Annotated in this window: 13 protein-coding genes; 5 read left to right on the forward strand and 8 right to left on the reverse strand. The window is 64.2% G+C overall.

Features of this window, described 5'->3' with window-relative positions:
- Positions 1–4: 4 nt before the first annotated feature.
- Both K3152_RS04420 and K3152_RS04425 read right to left on the reverse strand, forming a co-directional pair.
- The gene (locus K3152_RS04420) at positions 5–1,231 is read right to left on the reverse strand and encodes a pyridoxal-dependent decarboxylase, exosortase A system-associated (RefSeq protein ID WP_221572786.1); all 1,227 of its coding nucleotides are present in this window, start codon (positions 1,229–1,231) and stop codon (positions 5–7) included.
- Positions 1,228–2,748, reverse strand: coding sequence for an acyl-CoA ligase (AMP-forming), exosortase A system-associated (locus K3152_RS04425; protein ID WP_221572787.1), 1,521 nt, complete (start codon positions 2,746–2,748; stop codon positions 1,228–1,230). Before K3152_RS04425 ends, K3152_RS04420 begins: the two co-directional genes overlap by 4 nt.
- 136 nt (positions 2,749–2,884) lie before the next feature.
- Here K3152_RS04425 and K3152_RS04430 point away from each other — a divergent pair, with 136 nt between their 5' ends.
- Positions 2,885–3,187 carry an acyl carrier protein gene (locus K3152_RS04430; protein WP_221572788.1) on the forward strand — a complete coding sequence of 101 codons (303 nt, stop codon included), beginning with the start codon at positions 2,885–2,887 and terminating at the stop codon, positions 3,185–3,187.
- A gap of 3 nt (positions 3,188–3,190) precedes the next feature.
- Here K3152_RS04430 and K3152_RS04435 read toward each other — a convergent pair whose 3' ends face one another.
- The 6 genes from K3152_RS04435 to K3152_RS04460 form a co-directional block, all read right to left on the reverse strand.
- The gene (locus tag K3152_RS04435; RefSeq protein WP_221572789.1) at positions 3,191–4,384 is read right to left on the reverse strand and encodes a class I SAM-dependent RNA methyltransferase; all 1,194 of its coding nucleotides are present in this window, start codon (positions 4,382–4,384) and stop codon (positions 3,191–3,193) included.
- A complete protein-coding gene (locus tag K3152_RS04440; RefSeq protein WP_221572790.1) occupies positions 4,381–5,769 on the reverse strand; it encodes an NAD(P)H-hydrate epimerase in 1,389 nt (462 codons plus the stop codon). Before K3152_RS04440 ends, K3152_RS04435 begins: the two co-directional genes overlap by 4 nt.
- 39 nt (positions 5,770–5,808) lie before the next feature.
- Positions 5,809–7,656 carry a dihydroxy-acid dehydratase gene (ilvD, locus tag K3152_RS04445; protein ID WP_221572791.1) on the reverse strand — a complete coding sequence of 616 codons (1,848 nt, stop codon included), beginning with the start codon at positions 7,654–7,656 and terminating at the stop codon, positions 5,809–5,811.
- A gap of 177 nt (positions 7,657–7,833) precedes the next feature.
- Entirely contained in the window at positions 7,834–8,559 is a 726-nt protein-coding gene (locus K3152_RS04450) for an N-formylglutamate amidohydrolase (RefSeq protein WP_221573088.1), read from the reverse strand.
- Positions 8,559–9,365 (reverse strand): 4-(cytidine 5'-diphospho)-2-C-methyl-D-erythritol kinase, encoded by an 807-nt coding sequence (locus tag K3152_RS04455; protein WP_221572792.1) that lies wholly within the window; start codon positions 9,363–9,365, stop codon positions 8,559–8,561. Before K3152_RS04455 ends, K3152_RS04450 begins: the two co-directional genes overlap by 1 nt.
- A 137-nt stretch (positions 9,366–9,502) precedes the next feature.
- Positions 9,503–11,182 carry an electron transfer flavoprotein-ubiquinone oxidoreductase gene (locus K3152_RS04460; protein ID WP_345719765.1) on the reverse strand — a complete coding sequence of 560 codons (1,680 nt, stop codon included), beginning with the start codon at positions 11,180–11,182 and terminating at the stop codon, positions 9,503–9,505.
- Between the two features lie 49 nt (positions 11,183–11,231).
- Between K3152_RS04460 and K3152_RS04465 the strand changes: the two genes are divergently transcribed.
- From K3152_RS04465 to K3152_RS04480, 4 genes are read left to right on the forward strand one after another with little or no spacing between them, the layout of a single operon-like run.
- Positions 11,232–12,017, forward strand: a complete 786-nt coding sequence (locus tag K3152_RS04465; protein WP_221572794.1) for a hypothetical protein — start codon at positions 11,232–11,234, stop codon at positions 12,015–12,017.
- Positions 12,014–13,729: a lytic transglycosylase domain-containing protein gene (locus K3152_RS04470; protein WP_247713139.1), complete on the forward strand. Its 1,716-nt coding sequence runs from the start codon at positions 12,014–12,016 to the stop codon at positions 13,727–13,729. The genes K3152_RS04465 and K3152_RS04470 overlap by 4 nt, the downstream gene beginning before the upstream one ends.
- Positions 13,729–14,256, forward strand: coding sequence for a molybdenum cofactor biosynthesis protein B (gene moaB, locus K3152_RS04475; protein WP_221572795.1), 528 nt, complete (start codon positions 13,729–13,731; stop codon positions 14,254–14,256). The genes K3152_RS04470 and moaB overlap by 1 nt, the downstream gene beginning before the upstream one ends.
- Positions 14,256–14,891 (forward strand): hypothetical protein, encoded by a 636-nt coding sequence (locus K3152_RS04480; RefSeq protein ID WP_221572796.1) that lies wholly within the window; start codon positions 14,256–14,258, stop codon positions 14,889–14,891. The genes moaB and K3152_RS04480 overlap by 1 nt, the downstream gene beginning before the upstream one ends.
- Positions 14,892–14,930 lie beyond the last annotated feature (39 nt).

Consider the following 14,930-nt stretch of genomic DNA (forward strand, 5'->3'; position numbering starts at 1 on the left):
TGCCTCAAACCAGCATTTCTTCCGCCGGTCCCTGCCCGAGGAATGCGCTGGGCGAGGCGCTGGCGCCGTAGGCCCCGGCGCAGAAAACCGCGACGATATCGCCCACTTCTGCGCGCGGGAGGTTGGCCTTGTCGGCAAGCCGGTCGAGCGGCGTGCAGAGGCATCCGACGACACTGGCGACTTCGGCAGGCTCGGCACCGAAATGCGACGCGATGGCGAGCGGGTAATTGCGGCGCACGACCGTGCCGAAATTGCCCGAGGCGGCGAGTTGGTGGTGGAGTCCGCCATCGGTAACGAGATAAGTCTCGCCGTGGCTTTCCTTCCGGTCGATGATGCGGGTGAGGTAGACGCCCGCCTCGCCGACGATGTAGCGGCCGAGTTCGATGAAGAGTTCGGCATCTGCCAGAGTGTCAGGAAGCGTCTCGAGCTTGTCGCCCAGTGCCGCTCCCATCTTCTCGATGTCGAGCGGCGTATCGCCGCTGAAATAGGGAATGCCGAAGCCGCCGCCCATGTTGAGCTTGGGTAGGCTCATGCCCGCCTCGCTCACCATGCGATGCGCAAGGTCGAGCGTGTTGGCCTGCGTTTCGATGAGCGCATCGGCATCGAGCGCCTGACTGCCGGTGAAGATGTGCAGGCCGCGCCATTCGCAGCCCGCATCGACAATCTCGCGCATCAGCGCAGGCACGCGCTCTGCATCCACCCCGAACGGCTTGGCCCCGCCGCCCATCTTCATGCCTGAGCCCTTGAGTTCAAAATCGGGATTCACGCGTATGGCGAGCCTCGGCGCCTTGCCGAGCCGTTCCGCAATCGCCAGCGCCCGCTGCGCTTCGTTTTCGCTTTCGAGATTGAGCGTCACGCCAGCAGCAATGGCCGCTTCGAGTTCCTCGTCGCGCTTGCCCGGCCCGGCGAAGCTTACCCGGTCACCGCCGACGCTGGCAGCCTGCACCATTTCGAGTTCGCCACCCGACGCGATGTCCAGCCCGTCGACGAGGCCGGCGACATGCTCAAGCAAGGGCGCAAAGCTGTTCGCCTTGATGGCATAGTTGATTTTCAGCCGCGCGGGCATGGCGGCGCGCAGGGAGGCCACGCGCTCTGCAATCATTTGCTTCGAATAGACGAACAGCGGTGTGCGGCCTGCTTCCTCGACCAGCGAACTCGCTTTCCGGCCCGAGATGGCAAGTTCGCCATCCAGCGCTTCGAAACCGGCGGGAATGGGGCCAAGCGGCTTCATGCCCCAATCTCCTTCGCCAGCGCCGTGCGGTCGATTTTCCCGTTCGGGTTGAGCGGCATTGCGTCCTTCCAGTGTATGACATGGGGCTGCATGAAATTGGGCAGTTCGCGGGCGAGCGACTTCTTCAGTTCCTCGCTCTCCTCGCCGCGGACGACGAGATGGATGGCATGACCGAGCTTCTCGTCGGCCACACCCAAGGCGACCGCTTCCGCCACAAGCCCCGTCGCCAGCGCTGCGCTCTCGATTTCCTGCGGGCTGATGCGGTTGCCCGAACTCTTGATCATCGCATCGCGCCTTCCGACGAAATAGAGCAAACCGTCCGCATCGCGTTTTACACGGTCGCCCGACCAGACCGCCGTGCCGCCATATTTCGACGCTGCGGGTGCAGGCCGGAAGCGTTCGGCAGTGCGTCTAGCGTCCTGCCAATAGCCCTGCGCCACCAGCGGCCCGCAGTGGACCAGTTCGCCTTCCTCACCGGCACCACACGGCTCGCCATTCTCGTCCACCACGAGGATTTCGACGAAAGGAATGGCTTTCCCCATGGAAGTCGGATGGTCTGCAACCAGCGCAGGGTCGAGAAAAGTGGAGCGGAAAGCTTCGGTGAGGCCGTACATGGGAAAAATATGCGTTTCCGGAAAGATAGCGCGTAAATCGGAGATAATTTCTACGGTCAGCGCTCCGCCACTGTTGGTCACACGTCGCAGCGACGTCACCGCCTCTTCAGGCCATTCGATCTCGGTCAGTTGCACCCATAGCGGCGGGACCGCCGCAAGCGTCGTCACACCGTGTTTTGCGCAGGCCTTCGCGACATCGCGCGGGAATAAATAGTCCAGCGGGACGACGGAGCCGCCAGCATACCAGGTCGAGAGCAACTGATTCTGCCCGTAATCGAAACTCAACGGAAGAACCGCGAGCGTCACGTCATCCGCAGCGATGCCGAGATAATGCGCGACCGACACGGCTCCCAGCCACATGTTGGCATGGCTCAACATCACGCCCTTCGGCTTGCCGGTCGAACCGCTGGTATAAAGGATGGCCGCGAGTTCTTCAGGGTCACGCTCCGATGGCGCAAGCATGACGCCAGCGCGCTCTGCCTCCTGCCACGCAGCAGCTTCGTCCAATGCCGCGCATCCAGCGGGAATATCGATATCTTCCAGTGATTTGAGTCGCGATGCTGTCGCGATGAGTAAAGTTGCGTCGCTGTCCGACAGGATATGCGCCGCCTGCGCGCGCTTGAGCAGCGGATTGATGGGGACATGCACCATCCCCGCCCTCGCCGCCGCCAGTGGCAGGAGGCAGGTTAACTCGCCCTTGGCTGCCCAACTGGCGACCCTCGCTCCGGTTTCGAGCTGGCCCTCCAGCCATCCGGCGAGCAGTGAGACCCTCTCCGACAGCTCGCCATGCGTCAGCACGCGGTCCCTCAGTACGACCGCGGGCGCATCGCGTTCGCCTCGCTCGGCCAGATGGTCGAGCGGCAAGGGATTGTCGTCGAGCGCGGTTTGCTTGGCGAATGTCATTGCGAAACGGCTATTCCTTTATCGCAGCCACTGCGCAAGTGCTTCGCTTGTGGACGTTAACCCTCGCCTTGCGCGCCATCCCCCACACGGCTAAGGGCAAGCGCCTCGCAAGAGACAGGGATTTGAACGCAAAAGCATGACCGGCCAGACCGCCACTGCCGAACCAACCGGCCCGAGCCGCAGCGCAATCGACGAGCAGCTGCGCGCCATCCTCGTCGACGTCCTGTCGCTCGATGAAGAGCGCGTGGGTGAATTCGATGCCGATACCGGGCTTTTCGGTCACCTGCCCGAGCTCGATTCCATGGCCGTCGCGACGCTTTTCACCGAGATGGAAGACCGCCTCGGCATCGTTATCGAGGATGAGGACGTCGATGGCGAAATGCTGGAAACCTACGGAGGACTGCTCGCTTTCACCGAAGCCAAGTGCATCGAGGCCTGAGCTTTACCGCGTGAAATAGCTGGTCAGCTCGACATGGGTAGACCAGCGAAACTGGCCCACCGGGCGCAGTTTTTCCAGCTTGAACCCTGCATCCACCAGCACTTTCGCATCACGCGCCCAGCTCGAGGGGTTGCAGCTGATGTAAGCGACGCGGCTCGCCGTGCCTTGCGCGATTTGTGCCACCTGCTCGCGCGCACCGGCCCGCGGCGGGTCAAGGACAATTGCGCCGAACTTGCCGGTTTCCTCGGCCGTCAGCGGATTGCGGAATAGGTCGCGGTGCAGCGCGTGGACCGGCAGGCCGCGGCTGTTCGCGGCGCTCTTGCAAGCGAGGTGCGCTTCCCTTGCCGCTTCGACCGCCAGTGCCTTGGCCGAATCTGCCAGCGAAAAGGCGAAGGTTCCCAGGCCGGCGAACAGGTCGGCGATGGTTGTCGCGCCTTCGAGGAAATCTCGGGCGTCTCCGACCAGCACAGCCTCGCCGTCGCTGGTGGGCTGGAGGAAGGAATTCTGCGGCAATCCGACGGGGATATTCCCAAGGGTAGTGGTGGCGGGCTCCGGCTCCCATACCGTCTCCGCGCCGTAGCCCTGATCGGTGGACAGGCGCGCCAGCGCGTGGTCCCGTGCGAAATCCAGCAGGGCCTCGGTTGCGGCCAATCCTTCCGCAACGAAACCCTTGAGCGAACAATCCACGCCCTGGTCGGCAAGCGTGAGTGACACATCCACCGGCCCCTTGCCCGCATACGCTGCAATCAGTTTGCGGAGCGGTTTGACGAGGGAGAACAGTTCCGGCGCGAGGATATGGCATTCGTGCATGTCGACGATGCGGTTGCTCCGGCCTTCGCGGAAACCCAGCACCGCGCCCTTGCCCGCTTTCAATCCGTGGAGAGTTGCGCGCCTCCTGGTGCGCGGCGGCGAGAGATGCGTCGAAAGCAATTCGCCGACTTCGATCCCCTGGCTTTCGGCTGCGAAGGCCACACGCTCGGTGACAAACTGGCGCAGGGCATCCTCGTCCGCCTGCTGCAACTGGCAGCCACCGCAGGTGCCGAAATGGCGGCAGGGCGGTTCGATATGGTGTGGGCCGGGAGCGATCGTGCCATCCTCGCCCACAGTGTCGCCCGTCACCGCGCCTGTCACATGCCGTCCGCTTTCGGTGACGCCGTCACCCTTGGCGGCGATGCGGATAATGGTCTCGGCAGTCACAAGTAAGTCTCCATGGCAGGCTTTACCGCATGGGCCAGCTGTCCGGCGGTAAAGGCAGGGCCGGCAAGCCGCGCGGCCTCGTGATGGAGCCAGACGGCTTCTTCCAGAGCGCGCTGCGGCTCGCCATGCACCGCAAGACGCGATGCGGCGATACCCGCAAGCACATCTCCGGTGCCCGCAGCCGAGAGCCAGCTGGAACCGCGCGTGAAAAAGCGAAGGCCTTCAGCGCCGGCCAAAACGCTGTCCGGACCCTTTGCCAGGACGGTCATTCCCGTGGCGGCGTGCAATTCTTGGGCGCGGGCAATCTTGTCTGCCCCCCTCACCTCGAATGTCTCGCAAAGAGCGGCCAGTTCGCCCTCGTGCGACGTGACGGCGATCATGCTCCTATCCGCGTTCTCGAGCAGAGACGGGTCGAGGAGGTGCAAGGCATCGGCATCGAGCACTGCGGGCTTACGGGCGGAAAGTGCTGCGGCGAGTTTTTCGCGCGACTCTTCGCGGCGCCCCAGCCCCGGCCCCACCAGCACTGCACCGATGCGCGTGTCCTCCAAGGCAGCAGGGAGGGGAGCGCCGTCTATGACCAGCTCCGCCGGAGCGTCCGGATGCGAATGCTCGCTCAGAAGCTTCACATAACCCGCTCCGCTGCGCATCGCGGCCTCGGCCGAAAGCAAGGGCGCTCCGAGCATCTCGCCTGCAACAATTGCCAGCAGTCCGCGCCTGTATTTGTGCGCGTCCGCCGCGGGCGGCATGAGCCTGGGTGGCAGGCTCATTCGAGGCGCATGGTCGGGAAGCTCGATGCCGATATCGACCAGTCGCTTCACGCCCATCCGCGCTATCGCGGGCATCATGACATGCGCACGCTTCCACGCGCCGAGGGCGAGCGTGAGGTCATAACCTACTTCGGGACCGAGCAATTCGCCGGTGTCGCTGACGATGCTGCTGGGGACATCGATCGCGATCTTGAAACCCGATGCGTCACGCAGGCCTGCGAGGAGGCAGGCGAAGTCTCCCTCGACCTTGCGCGAAAGGCCATAACCGAAAAGGCAGTCGACGTAGACGCAGGCCTCGGGCAGCGCGCCGTCTGAAACTTCACCCTCGTAGTACTCCCGCGCGTTGCGGGATGTCTCGCTACCCGGTTCTTTTGGCGCAACTACCGAAACGGCCAATCCGCGCTTTCGCAAGCTCTCGGCAATCACATAGCCGTCGCCGCCATTGTTGCCGGGACCGCAGAGGACGCAGACCGAGCGCCCGCCCGCCATCCGGGCAACCCAGTCGGCAGCGCCCTCGCCTGCTCGCTGCATGAGTTCCCATTCGGAAATGCCGCCATCCATCGCCGCCTTTTCGGCAGCGCGCTTCTGGTCGACGGTAAGGACAGCGTGGCTAGGCATGCGCGGGCGGCTGCCACGCAAATGGCCATCGGGCAAGGGCTAGCGGCGCTTCAGCTGCGAAACATCGCGGATTGCCCCGCGCGCGGCGGAGGTGGTCATGGCGGCGTAGGCCTCCAGCGCCGGGCTTATCTTGCGCGGGCGCGGGTTTGCGGGTTCCCAGCCCTTCTCCTCCCTCGCCGCGCGGCGCTCGGCCAACACCTCGTCGCTGACGGCGAGATTGATGGTGCGCTCGGGAATCGAGATTTCGATGAGGTCGCCGTCCTCCACCAGACCGATTTCCCCGCCTTCGGCCGCTTCGGGCGAGACATGGCCGATGGACAGGCCCGATGTGCCGCCGGAAAAGCGCCCGTCGGTCAGCAGCGCGCAGGCCGCGCCCAAGCCCTTCGATTTGAGGTAGCTGGTGGGATAGAGCATTTCCTGCATCCCCGGCCCTCCGCGCGGTCCTTCATAACGAATGACAACCACATCGCCCTCCACCACCTGCCCCGTGAGGATAGCCGTCACAGCATCATCCTGGCTTTCGTAGACCTTGGCCGGGCCGGAGAAGGTGAGGATGCTCTCGTCCACGCCCGCAGTCTTTACGATACAGCCGTCGCGCGCGATATTGCCGTAGAGCACCGCCAGACCGCCGTCCTTGCTGAAGGCATGCTCGGCGCTCCTAATCACCCCGCCCTCCCGGTCGAGGTCGAGGCTTTCCCACCGCGCCGACTGGCTGAAGGCGGTTTGCGTCGGCACCCCGCCAGGCGCAGCGGAGTAAAATTCGCGCACCTTGTTGTTCTGCGTGCGGCCGATGTCCCAGTCGTCGAGCGCGTCGCCCATGGTCGGGCTGTGCACCGTCGGCAGTGCAGTGTGGAGCAGGCCTGCCCTTTCCAGTTCGCCGAGGATCGACATGATACCGCCGGCGCGGTGAACGTCTTCCATGTGGACGTCGCTCTTTGCGGGGGCGACCTTGGAGAGGCACGGCACCTTGCGCGAAAGCCGGTCGATGTCGGCCATGGTGAAGTCGATGCGCGCCTCGTGCGCGGCGGCGAGCAGGTGGAGCACGGTGTTGGTCGAACCGCCCATGGCAATGTCGAGGCTCATCGCGTTCTCGAAGGCCTCGAAGGTGGCGATGGAACGCGGCAGCACGCTCTCGTCGTCCTCTTCGTAGTAGCGTTTGGCGAGCGTGACCGAGAGGCGACCGGCGCGCTCGAACAGGCCCTTGCGGTCTGCATGGGTGGCAAGTGTCGAGCCATTGCCGGGGAGCGACAGGCCCAGCGCCTCGGTCAGGCAGTTCATCGAATTGGCCGTGAACATGCCCGAGCAGCTGCCGCAGGTGGGGCAAGCCGAGCGCTCGATGGCGGTCACTTCCTCATCGGTGTAGCTTTCGTCTGCTGCAGCCACCATCGCATCCACGAGGTCGAGCGCGACTTCCTTGCCCTTCACCACGACCTTGCCCGCTTCCATCGGGCCGCCAGAGACGAACACCACAGGGATATTCAGCCGCATCGCCGCCATCAGCATGCCGGGCGTAATCTTGTCGCAATTGGAGATGCACACCATCGCATCAGCGCAGTGCGCGTTGACCATGTATTCGACACTGTCGGCGATGAGGTCTCGGCTGGGGAGCGAATAGAGCATCCCGTCGTGGCCCATGGCGATGCCGTCATCGACCGCGATGGTGTTGAATTCCTTGGCCACCCCGCCCGCAGCCTCGATCTCGCGCGCGACCAGCTGGCCGAGGTCTTTCAAGTGAACATGCCCCGGCACGAACTGGGTGAAGCTGTTGACCACGGCGATGATGGGCTTGCCGAAGTCCTCGTCCTTCATCCCCGTTGCGCGCCACAAACCGCGTGCGCCGGCCATGTTGCGGCCATGGGTGGTGGTGCGGGAACGGTAGTGCGGCATCGGATTCCTCTTGGTCAAAACCTTAGTATCCGTTCGCCCTGAACTTGTCGAAGGGCTGCACTTCACTTTCAGCGTGGGGCCAAAAGAAAGGACAGGGCTTCGACAGGCTCAGCCCGAACGGGGTTGAGGTTTAGAGTATGGCTGAAGCCGAGCGAAACAGCTTTTGCTTGGGACCGCTCAAACTTCGAGCGCGACGCGCCCCAGCACATCGGCCAGCATGACCGCCCAGCGCGCCTGCCCGGCCTTGGTATCAATCTGGTCCTGGCGGATTTCGACCGTGCAATAGGGGATGCCATTGGCCTCCGCATGGCGGTCCATCGTGGCGTTCAGTTCCTTGCCCGAATAGGGCTGGTTGTCGCCGACATTGAGTCCCTGCTCGCCGAACAGGCGGATGGCGTGGCGGGCGGCCGTATCGTCCTTGTTGTAAAGCAGCGAGACTTCCCAGGGTCGCTCCTCATCGCTCGTATCGAGGCTGGGCGTGAAGCTGTGCAGTGCAATCAGCATGCGCGGCTTGATGCGCTCGATCAGCTTGCCGAGTTCGTAGTGATATGGGCGATGGAACAGGTTCAGCCGTGCCTCGACATCGGCACCGATGTTGCCGGGGACGAGCTTGCCATCGCTTTCGGTCGGGACGACCGAGCGGTCGTCCTCGTTGCGGTGGAAGTCGCACACAAGGCGGCTGACGCAGGCGATATGCGCAGGGATGCCGTGACGGCGCGCGAGACGGTCGGCAATGCCTTCCACCCCGATGTCGAGCGCGATGTGTTCGTTCAGCAGCCTGGGGTCGATGCCCAGTTCGATACCGCGTGGCACGTGGTTGGAGGCGTGGTCCGCCACCACCAGCAGCCCGCCGGGACGCACATCGTCCGCGCCGACCTGTCGATAGGGCAGGTTGTCAATCATCATCGAAGATTACCCCTCATCTGCCACCAGCCCGGTCGGTCGGCGGCAAGGCGCGCGGCGGCTTCGTCGCGCGCTGAATTGCTGTCGTAGAGCGCGAAACACGTCGCACCCGAACCGGACATACGGGCGAGAAACGGCGAAGTTCCGCGCATTGCGGCGAGAACATCGGCGATTTCAGGGCAAAGCGAGATGGCCGGAGCTTCCAGGTCGTTGCGCCCTTCCATGGTCATGGCTCGCACATCGCCTTCGGGGAGCGGACCTCGGTCTGCGCCATCCCATGCGGCATAAACCGGACCGGTTGCAACCGGCAGGCGCGGATTGACGAGCAGGACTGGCGTTCCGGCAAGGCTGTCATCGGCAGGTTCGAGCTCTGTCCCTGTACCCAGCCCAATGCAGGTGCGGCTCTCGATACAGGCCGGGACATCGGCGCCCAGCTTTGCCGCGCGGGAGTGCCAATCATCGGGCAGGCCGTGCGCCAATTCGACCATGCGGAATATCGCGCCGGCATCCGCCGAGCCGCCGCCCAGCCCTGCTGCAACCGGCAGGTTCTTTTCTAACGTGACCTCCAGTCCGTCGGGCCGAGGCAGCGCGCCGAGCGCCTCCATCACGATATTGCCGAACGGGTCGGTCAGCGCCCCGCCGAACTCGCCCAGCGTCGTCAGCCGGTCACGCGGCGCAGCGGAAGCGCGCAGAACATCGCCCTTGTCGACGAAAGCGAAGACGGTCTCGAGCTCGTGATACCCATCCTCCCGCCGCCTGCGGACATGCAGCGCGAGGTTTATCTTGGCGTAGGCGGTTTCGAGCATGTCATCCTCCCCGCATCGGGGAGGTGGCAGTCGCGGTAGCGACTGACGGAGGGGATTCTCCGAAAGGGACGTGCCAAGTGGCCAGTCCCCTCCACCACTTCGTGGTCCCCCTCCCCGAATCGGGGAGGATATCGTTTCTACATATTCGGATAGTTCGGGCCGCCGCCGCCTTCGGGCGTGGTCCATTCGATGTTCTGGTTCGGGTCCTTGATGTCGCAGGTCTTGCAGTGGACGCAGTTCTGCGAGTTGATCTGGAACTTGGGCTCCGCGCCCTCCTCGATGATCCACTCGTAGACGCCGGCCGGGCAATAGCGGGTCGAGGGGCCGCCGTAGACTTCCAGCTCGCTTTCCCGCTGCAACTCGCGGTCGCAGACCTTGAGATGGACCGGCTGGTCCTCTGCATGGTTGGTGTAGCTGAAGCTGACGTTGGTCAGGCGGTCGAAGCTCAGCGTCCCGTCGGGCTTGGGATATTTGATCGGCGCGTAAAGATCGGCGCGCTGCAGCATCTCGTGATCGCGGTGGTGCTTCATGGTGATGGGCAGGCCGATTTTCAGCGTGCGCATCCACATGTCGATACCGGCGAGCACGGTGCCGAGGTCCTCGCCATATTTGGCGACGGCGGGCTGCGCGTTCTTCACCTTCTGGAGCTCGGTCGCAATCCAGCTGTCGCGCACGGCGGCGTCGTAATCCATGAGTTCGGTGTGCTCATGGCCCGCGGCGATGGCAGCAGCGATACTTTCGGCGGCGAGCATCCCGCTCTTCATCGCAGTGTGCGTGCCTTTGATGCGCGGCACGTTCACGAAACCTGCCGAACAGCCGATGAGTGCGCCGCCCGGGAAGGCGAGCTTGGGTACGGACTGCCAGCCACCTTCATTGATGACGCGCGCGCCATAGGCCACGCGCTTGCCGCCCTTGAGGATGGCAGCAACTTCCGGGTGGTGCTTCCAGCGCTGGAATTCCTGGTAAGGCGAGACGTAGGGGTTCTTGTAATCGAGCGCGGTCACGAAACCCAATGCAACCTGCCCGTTTGCCTGGTGGTAGATGAAGCCGCCGCCCCAGGTGCCGGTCTCGCTCAGCGGCCAGCCCTGCGTGTGGATGACCTTGCCCTGCTCGTAAACTTCGGGGTCGACGTCCCACAGTTCCTTGATGCCGAGGCCATAAACCTGCGGCTCGCAATCGGCCTCGAGGTCGAATTTGGCCTTCATCTTCTTGGTGAGATTGCCGCGCGCGCCTTCTGCAAAGAGCGTGTATTTCGCGTGGATTTCCATGCCGGGCTGGTAATCGCCCTTGTGGCTGCCATCCTCGGCGATGCCCATGTCCTGCGTCACCACGCCGGAGACAGCGCCCTTCTCGTCAAACAGGACTTCAGCGGCAGGGAAGCCGGGGAAGACCATCACGCCCAGCCCCTCGGCCTGTTCGGCCAGCCAACGGCAGGTGTTTCCGAGCGAGGCGGTGTAATTGCCGTCATTGCTCATGAAGGGCGGCAGGAGGAATTCGGGCAGGTCCGACTTGCCGCCTTCCGACAGCACCCAGTGGTGGTTCTCGGTTACCGGCGTTTCGGCGAGCGGGCAGTCCATGTTGCGCCAGTCGGGGAAGAGCTCGTTCATCGCCTTCGGGTCGACCACTGCGCCCGACAGGATATGCGCGCCGATTTCGCTGCCCTTTTCCAGCACGACGACCTCGAGGTCCTCGTTGATTTGCTTCAACCTTATGGCTGCCGAAAGGCCGGCCGGGCCGCCGCCGATGATGACGACGTCGCAGGGCATCGATTCGCGTTCGCTCATATCTCTCTCTTTTCGTCGCGTAAGCTTTGTCAGTGCCTTGATTGCTGCGCCGTTTAAGGTCAAGACCTTGGGCGGACGGACAATGCTGGCAGAAACACCGGAAACCCGCGAATTATCGCCTGCAGACGCGCTGGAAGCAGCGCTCGACTGGTGGCGCGAGGCAGGCGTCGAGGACGATTACCGCGACGAGACCACCAGCTGGCTGGCAGAGCCCGAAGAAAAGCAGGCCGTAGCGTCGCCCAAGCCCAAGAAACCGCCCGAAGAACCCAAGCAGACCCCGCTCCAGCGCGCTTTCGAAGGTACCGCCGCAGGGGAGCAAATGGGTGGTACGGCAGATACCTACCCCGACAGTCTCGAAAATTTTCGCGAATGGTGGATGAGCGAGAAATCGCTCTCGCCGCTTGGTCCTGAACGCCGCCTTCCGCCGCGCGGAGTCGAGGGGGCCAAGCTGATGGTGCTGGTGCCCGCGCCGATGGATAGCGACGAGGACGCGCTGCTGGCGGGCGCGCCGGGCAAGTTCGTCGAGGCCATCTTGCAGGCAATGGGTATCGCGCCGCACGAGGCGTATCTAGCCAGCGCCCTGCCCGCGGCCCTTTCGCTGCCCGACTGGAATGACATGGCTACACGCGGCTTGGGTGAACTCACCCGCCACCACGTCGCGCTCGCCAAGCCGCACCGCGTCTTGGCATTCGGCCGCAGCCTTGCCCCGCTATTCGATGTGCCACCCGAGATGGCGCGCGAGCCTGCTGTCGTAAAGGCGGGCGAGAACACCCTTCCCCTCATGCTTGCGCCCGAACTCGCCGAGCTTGCCCGCTCGGCCCCGCGTCGCATGAACTTCTGGAACCGCTGGCTGGACTGGACCGCATGACCCTACGCCCACTGCTCCTTGCGGCTGCTGCTGCAACTGCCACCCTCGCCGCCCCGCTCGCCGCGCAATCGGACAGCGTCGAGTATTTCTCGCGCTCGCATTCGGCTGCCCTGCCGCAGCTGCTTCAGGCCGAGGACCGGTTCTATTACGCCTCGCTGTTCGAGGCGATCGATGCGCAGAACTGGGACCGGGTCGAAGTCATGCTTGCCCAGCGCAGCGAAGGGCCGCTGCACGGGTCCGCGCTCGCCACTTATTACCTCGACCCGAAAAGCCCGCGTATCGAACTCGCGCGCATCGAGGACTGGCTACGGCGCTATCCTGACAATCCGCAGGTCGAGGGCATCATTCGCCTCGGCAAGACCCGCGGCCTCTCATGGGAGCCGGGCCTGCCGCGCGAAAACTCCCTCTCGCGCCAGCAGGGCATCACGCGTCGCACCCTGCCGCGCACAGTTAATGACGGGACCATGCCCGCGGATGTGGCCTCCGCCATCCTCGACCGAATCAAGAACGACGATCCCGACGGCGCGCGTTTGTTGCTCGACGGGGTGGATGCCTCGCTTTCCGGCCCCGCCCGCGCAGAGTGGCGCCAGCGGGTCGCGTGGAGCTATTACATCGAGAACCGCGATGCCGAGGCCTACGGCATGGCACAGCTGGTCTCGCAAGGGTCGGGCGAATGGGTGGCCGAGGGCGACTGGGTCGCCGGCCTCGCCGCATGGCGCATCGGGGACTGCAACCGCGCAGGCCAGTTCTTCAACGCGGCTGCTCAGGGGGCATCGAACCCCGAACTCAAGGTCGCCGCGCATTACTGGGCCGCGCGCAGTCTCATCCGCTGCCGCGATCCGCAGCCGGCCAATGCCCACCTGCGCGCCGCATCGCGCTATGACGAGACGCTTTACGGCATGCTCGCCGCCGAACAGCTCGGCAAGGATTTGCCCGCAGGCCATACCGCGCCCGACCTGACCGCCGAGGACTGGCGCCGCCTGTCCGGCGAACCGGCGGTGCGCGAAGCGGTGATGCTCGCCGAAATCGGCCGCCGCGATGTCGCTGACGAGGTCATCCGCTGGCAGGTCCGCTATGGCGACCCGGGCGATTTCCCCGCCCTCACCCGCCTCGCCCGCGCGCTGGGGCTGGCAGGGGCGCAGACATATATGGCCTATAACGCGCCGCGCGGGACCAGTTCGCCGGAAAACCTGCGCTGGCCGGTCGCCTATCACACCCCGCATGGCGGATGGCGTGTCGACCCCGCACTGGCCTTCGCCCACGCCTTGCAGGAATCCAATTTCCGCGAGCGTGTTGTCAGTCCTGCGAACGCCATCGGCCTCATGCAAATCCGCCCGATTGCCGCGCGCGAATATGCCTCTTCCATCAATATGAGCGCAGGCGCAGACCTCAAGGACCCGAGAACCAACCTCGCCTTCGGCCAACGTACGCTCGAGGCCCTTGCACAAGCAGGCTACACCCGGGGGCATCTTCCGAAAGTCATGGCGGCCTACAACGCCGGCCCAACCCCGGTTTCGCGCTGGAACAGCGAGATTAACGACCAGGGCGACCCGCTCCTGTGGATGGAGTCCATCCCCTATTGGGAAACGCGCGGTTACGTGAATATCGTCATGCGCAACTACTGGATGTATTTGCGCCAGGCCGATGCCGAGGCACCAAGCCGCAAGGAACTGGCCGAAAACGACTGGCCGATGTTCCCGAGGGCGCGCTGATGGGTATCGACGAGAGCCGCACATTCAAGCCGGTCAACATTGCGCTGCTGACGATTTCGGACACGCGCAAGCTGGCCGAGGATACCTCGGGCGACATCCTTGCCGACCGCATCAAGCTCGCGGGTCACAAGCTAGTCGCGCGCGAAATCAGCCGCGACGACAAGAACGAAATCGCCGCGCACCTTCACCGCTGGATTGACGACGAAGAGGTCGATGCCGTCATTACCACCGGCGGCACGGGCTTGACGGGCCGCGACGTCACGCCGGAAGCGCTCGACCGCGTGAAGGACAAGGACATCCCCGGCTTCGGCGAACTCTTCCGCTGGCTGAGCTTCGAGAGCATCGGCACCAGCACTATCCAGAGCCGCGCCTGCGCCGTCATCGCGCGGGGTACCTATATCTTCGCCCTGCCCGGCTCGAACGGCGCGGTGAAAGACGGGTGGGACAAGATCCTCGCACTCCAGCTCGACAGCCGCCATCGGCCGTGCAACTTCGTCGAACTGATGCCCCGGCTGCGCGAGCGCTGATGGCGAAGCGGCCAAGCAACCGGCTGGTGCGAAAGGCCATTCGCGATCTTATAGAACCGCAGATCGCCGCGCTCGGCTTCACCGGAAAATACCCCGAATTCCGCCGCGACTGGCAAGGCGAAACGCATTTCATCCTGTTCCAGACCCGCAAATATGGTGGCGGGTTTTCCTACAGCGGCGCGTGGCGCAAGCGGGTGCGCTATGTCCAGTCGCCGACCTATTCGCTGCCTGCCGATGAAGCGGCGTTCGTGCACACGGACTTCGACGACCGCGCGACCGTGGTCCGCATCAAGGAGGTCGGCCTTGTCTCGACCCGCGAACATGCGTGGCGCAGTGTCGGCGACTTCGATTACGAGCACATCGTTGAAGATGAAGCCGCATGTCGCAGCTTGGTGGAAGAAGCCCTGCTCCTGCTTCCTGCTCTCGACCATTGGCTGAAGACGCGCGAGGCCGACCGCGGAATCGATGCTCGCGGACACCGGATGCGCAGAGCGGTTTCGAACGAAGCGCTCTGGCATTTCGCCATGGCGAAGGTCGGCCAGTTTTCTCTCGAGAACCAGAGGCCCCAGACGCCTCACCTATCCGCTCAGGATCAAAGCGGTAAGGCACCCGAGTACTTAATCATCCGCAGTTGAAAGCCCGTAAATTTCGCTCGACAGGGATGGCTGTTCTCT

Source organism: Qipengyuania polymorpha (genome assembly GCF_019711435.1).
In the GTDB taxonomy this organism is placed as follows: Bacteria; Pseudomonadota; Alphaproteobacteria; order Sphingomonadales; family Sphingomonadaceae; genus Qipengyuania; species Qipengyuania polymorpha.

Excerpts from the sequence above, each read along its gene's own strand:
- K3152_RS04420 (WP_221572786.1), bottom strand. The coding sequence starts at position 1,231 with ATGAAGCCGCTTGGCCCCATTCCCGCCGGTTTCGAAGCGCTGGATGGC.
- K3152_RS04425 (WP_221572787.1), bottom strand. The coding sequence starts at position 2,748 with ATGACATTCGCCAAGCAAACCGCGCTCGACGACAATCCCTTGCCGCTC.
- K3152_RS04430 (WP_221572788.1), top strand. The coding sequence starts at position 2,885 with ATGACCGGCCAGACCGCCACTGCCGAACCAACCGGCCCGAGCCGCAGC.
- K3152_RS04440 (WP_221572790.1), bottom strand. The coding sequence starts at position 5,769 with ATGCCTAGCCACGCTGTCCTTACCGTCGACCAGAAGCGCGCTGCCGAA.
- ilvD (WP_221572791.1), bottom strand. The coding sequence starts at position 7,656 with ATGCCGCACTACCGTTCCCGCACCACCACCCATGGCCGCAACATGGCC.
- K3152_RS04450 (WP_221573088.1), bottom strand. The coding sequence starts at position 8,559 with ATGATTGACAACCTGCCCTATCGACAGGTCGGCGCGGACGATGTGCGT.
- K3152_RS04455 (WP_221572792.1), bottom strand. The coding sequence starts at position 9,365 with ATGCTCGAAACCGCCTACGCCAAGATAAACCTCGCGCTGCATGTCCGC.
- K3152_RS04465 (WP_221572794.1), top strand. The coding sequence starts at position 11,232 with ATGCTGGCAGAAACACCGGAAACCCGCGAATTATCGCCTGCAGACGCG.
- K3152_RS04470 (WP_247713139.1), top strand. The coding sequence starts at position 12,014 with ATGACCCTACGCCCACTGCTCCTTGCGGCTGCTGCTGCAACTGCCACC.
- moaB (WP_221572795.1), top strand. The coding sequence starts at position 13,729 with ATGGGTATCGACGAGAGCCGCACATTCAAGCCGGTCAACATTGCGCTG.
- K3152_RS04480 (WP_221572796.1), top strand. The coding sequence starts at position 14,256 with ATGGCGAAGCGGCCAAGCAACCGGCTGGTGCGAAAGGCCATTCGCGAT.